General features: G+C 46.4%; 10 protein-coding genes. 6 read left to right on the top strand and 4 right to left on the bottom strand.

Translation table 11 applies throughout. The annotated features are described in order from the left end of the window. Nucleotides 1-256: 256 nt before the first annotated feature. The 4 genes from CX664_RS25360 to hppD form a co-directional block, all read right to left on the bottom strand. Nucleotides 257-1174, bottom strand: a complete 918-nt coding sequence (locus CX664_RS25360) for a DUF4892 domain-containing protein (protein ID WP_101749344.1) — start codon at nucleotides 1172-1174, stop codon at nucleotides 257-259. A 41-nt stretch (nucleotides 1175-1215) separates the two neighbouring features. Continuing rightward, nucleotides 1216-2073, bottom strand: a complete 858-nt coding sequence (locus CX664_RS25355; RefSeq protein ID WP_101749343.1) for an alpha/beta fold hydrolase — start codon at nucleotides 2071-2073, stop codon at nucleotides 1216-1218. 237 nt (nucleotides 2074-2310) lie between these two features. Beyond that, nucleotides 2311-3111: a phenylalanine 4-monooxygenase gene (gene phhA / locus CX664_RS25345; protein WP_101749341.1), complete on the bottom strand. Its 801-nt coding sequence runs from the start codon at nucleotides 3109-3111 to the stop codon at nucleotides 2311-2313. A gap of 141 nt (nucleotides 3112-3252) precedes the next feature. Further along, nucleotides 3253-4332 (bottom strand): 4-hydroxyphenylpyruvate dioxygenase, encoded by a 1080-nt coding sequence (hppD, locus tag CX664_RS25340; protein WP_420810400.1) that lies wholly within the window; start codon nucleotides 4330-4332, stop codon nucleotides 3253-3255. Nucleotides 4333-4617: 285 nt separating this feature from the next. On the opposite strand from hppD, the gene CX664_RS25335 reads away from it, so the two are divergent. The 6 genes from CX664_RS25335 (at nucleotide 4618) to CX664_RS25310 (ending at nucleotide 9886) form a co-directional block, all read left to right on the top strand. Beyond that, nucleotides 4618-5136, top strand: coding sequence for an Lrp/AsnC family transcriptional regulator (locus tag CX664_RS25335; protein ID WP_163372616.1), 519 nt, complete (start codon nucleotides 4618-4620; stop codon nucleotides 5134-5136). A gap of 20 nt (nucleotides 5137-5156) precedes the next feature. Continuing rightward, entirely contained in the window at nucleotides 5157-5909 is a 753-nt protein-coding gene (gene phnP, locus CX664_RS25330) for a phosphonate metabolism protein PhnP (RefSeq protein ID WP_101749339.1), read from the top strand. A gap of 139 nt (nucleotides 5910-6048) precedes the next feature. Continuing rightward, on the top strand, nucleotides 6049-6618 hold the full coding sequence (locus tag CX664_RS25325; protein ID WP_101749338.1) for a hypothetical protein: 570 nt from the start codon (nucleotides 6049-6051) through the stop codon (nucleotides 6616-6618). A gap of 209 nt (nucleotides 6619-6827) precedes the next feature. Then, nucleotides 6828-7748, top strand: coding sequence for a hypothetical protein (locus tag CX664_RS25320; RefSeq protein ID WP_101749337.1), 921 nt, complete (start codon nucleotides 6828-6830; stop codon nucleotides 7746-7748). Nucleotides 7749-7967: 219 nt separating this feature from the next. Then, on the top strand, nucleotides 7968-8822 hold the full coding sequence (locus CX664_RS25315; RefSeq protein ID WP_101749336.1) for a hypothetical protein: 855 nt from the start codon (nucleotides 7968-7970) through the stop codon (nucleotides 8820-8822). A 146-nt stretch (nucleotides 8823-8968) separates the two neighbouring features. Further along, a complete protein-coding gene (locus CX664_RS25310) occupies nucleotides 8969-9886 on the top strand; it encodes an ETS domain-containing protein (protein WP_101749335.1) in 918 nt (305 codons plus the stop codon). Nucleotides 9887-10181: the final 295 nt, after the last annotated feature.

Below are 10181 nucleotides of genomic sequence, written 5' to 3'. Positions count from 1 at the left end.
GCAGACATCCTGAAATCCATATGAAACGGCGAAGAGCCTTAATGTAACCATTCGCTCCTGACGGTGTAGCAGGCAAGCTTTGCATTTTGAATCAATCCGAAAGTAGTTAACGATTGCCAGCAGCTATTTCACTGCTTGAACAGATCTCACCTGTAAAATCAGACCTGTAAAATCACTCATAGTTCCGGATAAAGATCATCAGATGCGGATAAGTCCGTGAACATAAGCCCAATTTGAAGAAAATGGCACTCGACCTTTAATTTAAAGGCACAATTTCAAGCCCGAAAGATGGCGTTGTTCCCGGGTCCAGCGAATTATCTTCAGTGCCAATGGAAATATTGAAGCGTAGTCGTGACTCGCTGATCCCCTGCTCATTTAAATGCTGAACAATATTCTCTTGCAGTACTTCCATTTTGTTCTGCCAGGTATCCAGCTCTGCCAGGGTATCGGGTACCGTGCTGTGAATGATAAGCAGTGCATTCATTGATGAGTCAATGTTCATATTTGTAACAAATGAGGCCAGATCAGAACTTTTTTCAATCCCGGATTTACCGGATTCCAGCCTGAAGACATTGTTGCCAGCATCCTGTTCGATTGTACGTTCCATCTCATAGTCATGGGGCTTAAAGATATCCACCAATGTATAAATGCGTCCATTGCCCCGGCGCACCGCGTAGACCGTATAAAAGGTGTTCAGCTTTTTCCCAATATAAAACGCTTGTTCCTTATCCTGACCATAGAGCGTGGAAATATCGAAGACATCGTTAGCCCAGAAATTACTGGCACCACAGGAAAAACTACGGCATTCAAACAGCGTTTCAACACCCTCCCCTTGCAACAGGCTGACATAAAATTCATAGCCCTGATTGCTGCTGTGCCCGGGCGGCAGAAAGTAGAGGTCCCTGATCAGGTGCCCGTCAAGCCACTGAGCGCCATCCGAGGTGACAACGCCGTTGACCCGCTTCATCCGGTTGGTAATGATTGGGTGGTTCTGTCGGTTCTCATCGATGGCAAGCTCTATGCGGGCATTAGGATACGCTGGAAGTCCCGACGCATAGGTTGAAGGACCAATTACCAGGCAAAGCAGGATACTGATTATTTTGCAGGCAATGGTTAAAGAGCCAGATTTAAGAGTCTTCAGTAGACCCGGGATATCCACAATCACTTTATTCATGAAACACCATCCAAGTCTTCCCCCAACGACGTTTCAGACTATCATAATTTACTGCCTAAAACAGAGTTAACTATATTGGCAATCGCTTCCACCTGATCGTCCATGTGAAGATGATGGTTGCCACTCATCGGGTGAAAATGAATATTTGGCAGCTGCTGATGATACTGGTTAATAGCGTCACTGATCGGACCACTGTCAACATAGACCATATGAGCATTACAGGTTATCTGCCGGGGAAATGCCAGGGTCTGCTCAAGGGAAAAACGGGTGGGAGATCCCAGCTTTAAACGGGGATCTGCCGTCCAGATCCAGTCATCTCCATCCTGAATAATAGATCGATCCACCAGCAGTTCTGACGATTGCCTGGAAACTTTGAACTGGCCCATGGCCCTGGCCCGAACGGCCAGCTCCTTCGATCGATAGCGGGTTACTGGCAGCTGATCAACCGGTGTTCTGCGTTGATTGATATAGTTCGCCAGTGCTTGAGGAGCATCTTCAGGGTTTCTTGGCCAGGGGAAAAGCCCATCAATAGCTACCAACCCGGTAACCTGATCTTTCAGCACGGAACCCGCTGCCATCGCACTGACCACACCGCCCATGGAATGCCCCAGCAAACCAAACCGTTCAAGTTGCAATGACTCAGCGATATAAACCAGATCTTCAACGTAGTGCCAAACATCATAACTGAACCACGCTGGACGATGTTCAGAAAGACCATGGCCAGCCTGGTCCACGGCTATCAGCCTGATGCCTTCTAACTTTGGGGCCATGGGAGTGAAACTGGCCGCATTATCCAGCCACCCATGAAGTGCGATCACCGGAACACCCTCAGGGTCCCCCCACTCCAACGCAGCAAAAGTTAAATGCGGTGTTTGAATGCTCAGCTCCCTTGGATGCATCGTAGACTCCTTGCAATTCAAAGTATTGACTTATTTAGGAAAGAAGTAAGTATCAGAGAAATCGTGAATGTTAACACAGGGAAGCAACAAAAACAGAAACCCCGTAAAACAGGAACATTGCCGTTTAAGTCTCCGAACATCCGGTTAACCACGGGAGACTTTCAATTCTTTATGACCTTAATGAGAATAACAGTTATGATTGGATAATATAAAACCAATAAGTTGCAGGATGCTGACTCACGCAGCACCCTCTTCAGACTTGGGCTCGAACATTGGGGGAAACAGAGGCATCGCCATCGCCTGATGGACCAGCGCCATAATATCCATTTCACCAAGGCGATGAAGGACCGCAATATCGTCCAGTACATAATACAATGGCTGCAAAATATCGATCCGGTAGGGCGTTCTCAATGCTGTCAGTGGGTCAAAGGCGGTTCTGACGGGAATATCACTCTCCAGGGCATAGGCCGTTTCACCGAAGCTGGAGAGAATTCCACCGCCATAAATACGCAACCCCCGGGAGGTATTCAATAAGCCAAACTCAACCGTCATCCAATAAAGCCTGGCAAGGTAAACCCGCTCTTCTTTGCTGGCAGCCAGACCGAGCCTGCCATAGGTTTCCGTAAAGTCAGCAAAATCCTGATTGGTCAACAAAGGGCAGTGACCAAATATTTCATGAAAAATATCCGGTTCCTGCAGATAATCAAGCTCATCTCTGACGCGGATAAAGGTGGCAACCGGGAATTGTTTGTCGGCTAAAAGCTTAAAAAAACGATCAAAGGAGATCAGCGCCGGCACCCTGGCAACCCCCCAGCCGGTTTTACCGTTAAGCACACGGCTTATTTCATCCAGTTGTGGAATCCGCTCTGACGGCATGGCCAGTTCTTCGATGCCGTCCATGTATTCATCACATGCCCGACCTTGCAATAACTCAATCTGTCGGTGATACAGAATACTCCAGGTTTCATGCTCCTCATCTGTATATTCAATAAAGCCTGACTCGTCAGGCTTTCTGGCCTGATATTTGGATGACTTCATAAAACTCTCCCCGGCCTTGCAGCAAGGTAGTGAATCACTACCCCACCGGATTGATGGTTCATTCCCCTGAAAAGCCCTGTGATAGAACCAGCTCCATAAGAAAACCCGACGGATTGGTGATCAGTCAGATCAGAGTAAAAGCTACAACACCCCTCTTCTCATCTGATCCCTTTCCATGCTTTCAAATAGCGCGGTAAAGTTACCCTCACCAAACCCTTCATCCCCTTTGCGCTGGATGATCTCAAAGAAAATCGGGCCAATGGCGGTTTCAGTGAAAATCTGTAACAGCAATCCACCCTCCTCTGTAGGCGCACCGTCCATAAGGATGGCACTGGCTTTCAACTTATCAACATCTTCCTGATGCCAGGGCAGCCTTTCAGAAAGCATCTCGTAATAGGTGTCCGGCGGTGGGGTCAGAAAGGCGGCACCATTGCCCCGCATCGTCGGTACCGATTGATAGATATCTTTGGAGTACAGTGCAATATGCTGAATACCCTCACCATTATATTGGTGCAGGTACTCTTCAATCTGGCTCTTGTCATCGGAAGATTCATTGATGGGAATTCTGATCTTCCCACAGGGACTGGTCATTGCCCTGGATTTCAACCCGGTCAACTTGCCTTCAATATCAAAATATCGAATCTCACGGAAGTTAAAAATATCCTCGTAGTAAGATGCCCACTTATCCATATTGCCCCGCTGGACATTGTGGGTAAGGTGATCGATAAAGGTCAGGCCGACACCTTCAGGTTCCTGATCAACGCCCTCAACAGGAACAAAGTCCACATCATAAATTGACCCTTTGTCGCCATATCGGTCAACCAGATAAATCAGGCAGCCACCGATGCCCACAATGGATGGGATATTCAGCTCCATGGAACCACTCTGGGTTGGCCCGGGTTGACAGCCCAGTTTGAGCGCCCTCTCATAGGCAAACGCCGCATCTTCTACCCGAATGGCAAATGCACAGGCACAAGGGCCATGCTCCCGGGCAAACTTCTGGGCAAATGAGTCAGGCTCGCTGTTAACGATAAAGTTAATTCCCCCCTGGCGATAGAGCGTCACCTCTTTGGATCGGTGGCGCGCTACCGCAACAAATCCAAACTGTTTGAAGAGGCTTTCCAGAGCCAGCGCATCAGGCGCTGCGTATTCGACAAATTCAAACCCGTCGGTTCCCATCGGGTTCGTGCTGGTAATCTTTGACATTTTGTTCGTTGTCATGCTTCGTCCTCTTTTACAGTCCAGCCACAGTATAGAAAAAGTATACGATCGCCCTGATGCAAAAGCCTTGCGATATGCAGCCTCATTACGCAAGATGATACAAAAGGTTTGCATCAGATGAATTGGCGGAGCCATAAAACCGGGCTTACACTACCTGAAAGCAGCCAGCCAGTTTTGTCGGGATCCTGTCAATAAATTCGGCAGCAGCCCTGATTGCCGGAGGTTGTTAATGAAAGAAGTGCATTATTCCGGTTAGAGAAGATGCTTAATCCGGGTATGCCTGCATTGATCAGAAGTGCGGCCAACAACACAGCGAGGGATCGGATGGTGAGCAGAAATGTATTGGATACCTACGACATCAGACTTTTGTCTGAACTCCAGAAGAATGATGCGCTATCCCTGCAATGTCTTGCAGAGCTGGTCAGCCTCTCTGCATCACAATGCTCCCGCCGTATCAGTCGGCTGAAGGCAAAAGGCTATATACAGAAACAGGTGACTTTACTGAACCCTCAGGCGGTTGGCCTGGATGTTGAAGCCTTTATCACGGTTTCCCTGGATAATCATACCCCGGACTCTGCAACCCATTTCAAAGAGGCCATTCTGGACATGTCTCCGGTTATGGAGTGTCATGCCATCACTGGCAGTGATGGCGATTACCTGTTAAAGGTGGTGGCCAAAAATCAGCACGCACTCTCTTTTTTCCTGATGGAAGAACTGATGAAGATTCCAGGTATCAGCCAGATTAAAACGGCCCTGGCTCTCTCTGCCATTAAATCCACCACGGTACTGCCACTCAGTTTATAGAGTCTTTTATGGAGTTCCCGATGAAGTTTACCCTGACCGGCACAGGCAGCGTGAAAGGATGCCCGGTTTATGGTTGTGACTGCCCCGCCTGCATTAAAGCCATCATGGACCCTTTTCTCGCTCGCCGACCGGCTTCCGCTATCCTGGAGTCCGACAATGAAATGATGCTTATTGATGCAGGGCTTACGGATATTGAAGATCGTTTTCCAGCAGGCTCCCTGAAACAGATTATTCTGACCCATTACCATATGGATCATATTGCCGGCTTATTCAGCCTGCGTTGGGGAAGTGGCCTGAAAATATCCGTGACCGGGCCAGACACCTCGGATGCCCCGGAAGAGCTGTTGAAACATTCCGGCATTCTGGATTTCAGCCAGACAGTGACACCCTTCGCTCCCTTTACTGTCAATGGTGTCAGAATAACCCCTGTTCCCCTCAGTCACTCACGCCCAACCATGGGCTATGTTTTTCACCGTAATGGCAGGACACTGGTCTATTTGACGGATACCCTGGGACTGCCAGAGGAGACCCTCACCTTTTTTACCAACAATCCGGTCAATGTCATGATTATTGACTGTAGTTACCCTCCGGACATGTCAGAGCCTCCCGGAGCTCACAACAGCCTGAACGATGTTATGGAGCTGCACCAGAGGATACAACCATCACGCACGATTCTTACCCATATTGGCCATGAGCTTGATAACTGGATGAATACCAATCCGTTACCAAAAGATATTGAAGCTGGCCATGATGGACTGGTAATCACTCTTTAGGAGCATGTTTATGAAATGTCCGGGTTAGGACTATGGGCAGACAAAATGCTGACCATCAACTATGTTTAAGCCTGTCCCAATATTGATGACTGTGAGTCTTGACCGCCTGTTGGGATCATGGTGATCTGGAGTTATCAACATGTCTGATTACACCGAGTTGATGGGTGAGCTGCTGGAGCTTGGCGTCAATGCAAACCCGGCATCGCCCTATACAGCCTGTATCCTTGATGCCTCTGGACAGATACTGATTACCGCCTGCAATGCCTGCCATATCAGCCCTCTTTATTCCGCGGAAGGACTGGCGCTTCACCTGTTAGCCAGTGAGTTTGACTGCCAGCAGAAACAGCCCCTGGTAATGATCACCACCGCCGAGCCCGATGACCTGAGCCTGATGGCGATCTACCGGGCTCACTGTCAGGGAACTCATATTGATGAGATCACCTACGGCGCTTCCCGCGCTGTGCTGAAAAAATTGTGGCCATCTGACCCAAGCCAGGGACTGGCTAAAAGCCTCAAGCACTTTCCGGATAAATTCTCCACTGGCTTGAACATTCATGGGCAGGTACTGGCAGACGAGTGTTTGGAAGCCTTTAAAGAAGGCAAGGACATGTTTGATCGAGGTGATGACCCAGTGCGTAGCATGGATATTGATCAGTACTGGATGATCGGTGACTGGTTGATTGATGACTGGGAAGAGGATCTCGAATAGTGCAGACAAGCGTTAATACCCACACAGAATCACCGCGGCAATCATCCTATCTTCAGTGGTGACTGCCTTCACCGCAACCCCTGACATGACATATGGTTATTCAGAAAATCCACAACAAAGATTAAAATGAGTTGTGTCAGGTGGGGAACTTTATATAAAAAGACTGGTCAGAAAGCTAGAGTTCAATAATTCAATAATTCAATAATTCAATGGATATAGCCTTTTTTTCCGAGCCAATATATACAGCTTCGGACTACGCTTCTCACTTTCAAGATACCACTTTTTCTGAATCGGGCAGATCGGGTCAGGCCTTTTACCGTGATGTTGCAGAAACAGCTGCGGTTCCCTGCGCTGCGTCCAAAAATACAACGCCTGAGAACTACCTTCAGCAGCCAACGGTGCATTTTCATAATCCACTTGAGGATCCCCGGTTTGAAAAAAGATCGATTGTCATCGTTTACAACCCTGAACATCACTTGCCAGCCAGAATGGGGCTGAAGAAGAGTAATCATGCACCAAAATATATTCCCGCCAATGAACGTTTTTCGATCCAGTCTATTTTAGGTACTGATTCATCAGCCGGTTCAGCCCGGACAGAAATTGAGGCGTCCGGTGAAAGTTGCTCCTTAACAAACAAGCACAAAAGTTTACTTTATACGGATTCTGCTTGCGCAGAGCGCCAAAGGAAGCGCTACAAAAATGATCCTGTCTTCGCACAGCGCAAGAGGGAGAAACAAAGGAACTACCAAAGGGAACTGCGCAAAGATCCCGCTCACATGGAGAAAATAAGAAAGAGCTACAGGGATCGATACAAAAATAATCCCGACTTCGCAGAGCGTGAAAGGGAGCGACAAAGGAAGCTTCGCAAAGATCCCGCTTTCGTAGAGCGCCGAAAGCGATACAGGGAACGTCAGAGGGAGCGCTATCTGAATGATCACGAGTATGCAGAGCATCGAAGGAAGGCCCAAAGGGACCGCTATCGGAATGATCCCGAATATGCAGAGCACCAAAAGAAGAACCAACAGAAGCGCTATCAAAATGATCCCGAATATGCAAAGCGTCGAAGAAGGAACCAAAGGGAGCGCTATCATGCAGAGCAACAAAAGAAGATCCAGGGTGTGGCACCATAGGCAGCAAAAAAAAATGGAAGCACTCTCACAATGCCACCTCCTGTATAGAAGGACAAAAAATTCATATCAACAAAAAAGATAAATTTAAATCCAGAATCAATAGCCAATATCTATGTGTGATCCATGCGTGGTGGAAAAAATAGTGTGAAAATTTGATCAGGGAGGAACTTTTATCAGAAAGACTGGTCATATGATAAATTTCAATAATTAAATAATTCAATGGATATAGCGAATTTCCCTACTCAATCAAACGCAAATTTTGACGGCTACTCTTATTTTCAAGATGCTGCTTTATCATCTCCGGTTGTATCGGGTCAGGCATTCTTCCGTGACGTTGCAACATCAGCTACTGCACAATACGCTATACATACTGATAGAATGCCTGAAAGGTATCTTCAGCAGTCAGTACCTTTTCATAACCCATTTGATGACCCCCGGTTTGAAAAAAGAACGATAGTCATCGTTAATCGCCATTTACAGTATTTACCCGTCAGAATAGAGCTGCAGACTAATGATCATGCCCCACCATATATTCCTGCTAATGAATGTTTCTCGATCCAGTCTATTTTAGGTATTGGTTCATCAGTTGACTCATCCCGGGCAAGAGATAAGGTCCCGGATGCAAGTTCCACCCTGACAGTGAAGCGCAACAGCAAATGTTGTAAAGATCCTGCGGGGGCAGAACGTCAAAAGGAGCGTAAAAAGGCGCGCCAGAGGGAGCGTTACCGGAATGATCCCGACTTCGCGCAACGCAAAAGAGAGCGTCAAAGGGAGTACTACAAGAATAACCCCAATTACGCACAAAGACAGAGGGCGCGGAAAAAAAATCCTGCTTATCTGGCACTCGAAAGGAAACGCTACAGGGAGCGTCGTAAAGATCCCGCTTACGCAGAGAAACAAAGGGAGCGCTTCAGAAATTATCAGAGAGAACGCTACCAGAATAATCCCGATTATGCAGAGTATCGAAGGAGGATCCAAAGGAAGCGCTATATGAATAATCCTGATTATGCAGAGCGCCAAAGGGTGTATCAGAGAAAACGCAATCAGGCGCGCAAGAATGAAGCGCTATCATAATGTTATCTTTTGAACAGAGCGACAATGAATAAGCAGCACATTGAAAAGTGGTTCCACCTGACAAAAAAGATGACTCAAAGATGGAACTTTTAGCCATATAACATTGACAAAGAGAAAGACTAAAAAAATACAGGTTCAAATTTATTATGAGCAACCCGATATCTGCCAACAATACATTAAATAAAATATCTAACCCTAACGATGATCAACTTCACCGAAGACATTCCACAACGGTAAGGAATAAAGAAAAACACCTGAGATACACCCCATATACCACCACGCGTCAAATATTTACAAACGACCACTGCAACTCAATACAATATCAAACCAACTTATCACAGAGACAGATGGAGATTAATTATCCACCTTTTAACCGTTTGAATCCTCCTTATTTCTTACAAAATACTTATGATGATAGCCCAAGGGTAAGAAGTAACATCTTTGAAACTATGCATCCCTATTTTTCTGATGCTGGCATAATAAGCCAGCCACAGTCGTATGAAGAATCTAATAAATTGGCACCTTACTCTACATCAACTAACATTAGAAAAAAACCGGAGAGTCAGGTGGTTGTAAATTCTGGAGCCAGAGCAGAACGCACTGAACAGGTAAAGGATCCATTCCTCTTTTCCAATACTCAATATAGCCAGAGAGCTGGCTATTTCCAAGTGGAAAGATATACCTTCTACGATCAGCATCAATTAAGTGAGCCAAAGTCTGATAAAAAAAAGAGAAATATAAATGACGAAAAATCTCTCTGGAAATTTATATTACATAATATTATTGACAACCGAGATAGCTCCATTTCCTGGGTAAATATCAGACAAGGTATCTTTGAATTTAAAGACCTCGACAAATTTTCAGAGCAATGGACCACTCACAGAAAAAGAACAACTCCCATTATCTTTGAAAATATTGCAAGATCAATCAGGAATTATTATACCACAGGCATAATGACTAAATTTGATCAATATGGCATCCGCCTGCCAAGACAGCACTATCGCTTTAATCTATCGAATCCTGTTGTTGCTGATTATTTTAAAACCATAGGACTCATACCTTGAGTAAAGTCAAACCAGGAGCCCCCTCGTGGGCTTGCTCACCGCCTCACCGGAAATGGAACTGCCCTGATCAACCGCCAGACATCGTGAAATCCAGGTTTCCTTATTTCTTCCCAACCCATGAATCCTTGACACTGACCACCAGTGACGGCAACACTGGACTGCTTGAGTTATAACCACACAAAGACGTATTGTAACTATTCAGCACCCAGTAAAGGCATATTACTGTAATTCTGAACAGCTCTAAGAAGTGACTGGTATATATCCTTACCCTGTTTTTTGGCAGACGACAAATAGC

Origin of the sequence: Endozoicomonas acroporae (genome assembly GCF_002864045.1) — a bacterium.
Lineage (GTDB): Bacteria > Pseudomonadota > Gammaproteobacteria > Pseudomonadales > Endozoicomonadaceae > Endozoicomonas > Endozoicomonas acroporae.
This window is presented reverse-complemented; position numbering and strand designations above follow the sequence as displayed.

Excerpts from the sequence above, each read along its gene's own strand:
- CX664_RS25360 (WP_101749344.1), bottom strand. The coding sequence starts at position 1,174 with ATGAATAAAGTGATTGTGGATATCCCGGGTCTACTGAAGACTCTTAAA.
- CX664_RS25355 (WP_101749343.1), bottom strand. The coding sequence starts at position 2,073 with ATGCATCCAAGGGAGCTGAGCATTCAAACACCGCATTTAACTTTTGCT.
- phhA (WP_101749341.1), bottom strand. The coding sequence starts at position 3,111 with ATGAAGTCATCCAAATATCAGGCCAGAAAGCCTGACGAGTCAGGCTTT.
- hppD (WP_420810400.1), bottom strand. The coding sequence starts at position 4,332 with ATGACAACGAACAAAATGTCAAAGATTACCAGCACGAACCCGATGGGA.
- phnP (WP_101749339.1), top strand. The coding sequence starts at position 5,157 with ATGAAGTTTACCCTGACCGGCACAGGCAGCGTGAAAGGATGCCCGGTT.
- CX664_RS25325 (WP_101749338.1), top strand. The coding sequence starts at position 6,049 with ATGTCTGATTACACCGAGTTGATGGGTGAGCTGCTGGAGCTTGGCGTC.
- CX664_RS25320 (WP_101749337.1), top strand. The coding sequence starts at position 6,828 with ATGGATATAGCCTTTTTTTCCGAGCCAATATATACAGCTTCGGACTAC.
- CX664_RS25315 (WP_101749336.1), top strand. The coding sequence starts at position 7,968 with ATGGATATAGCGAATTTCCCTACTCAATCAAACGCAAATTTTGACGGC.
- CX664_RS25310 (WP_101749335.1), top strand. The coding sequence starts at position 8,969 with ATGAGCAACCCGATATCTGCCAACAATACATTAAATAAAATATCTAAC.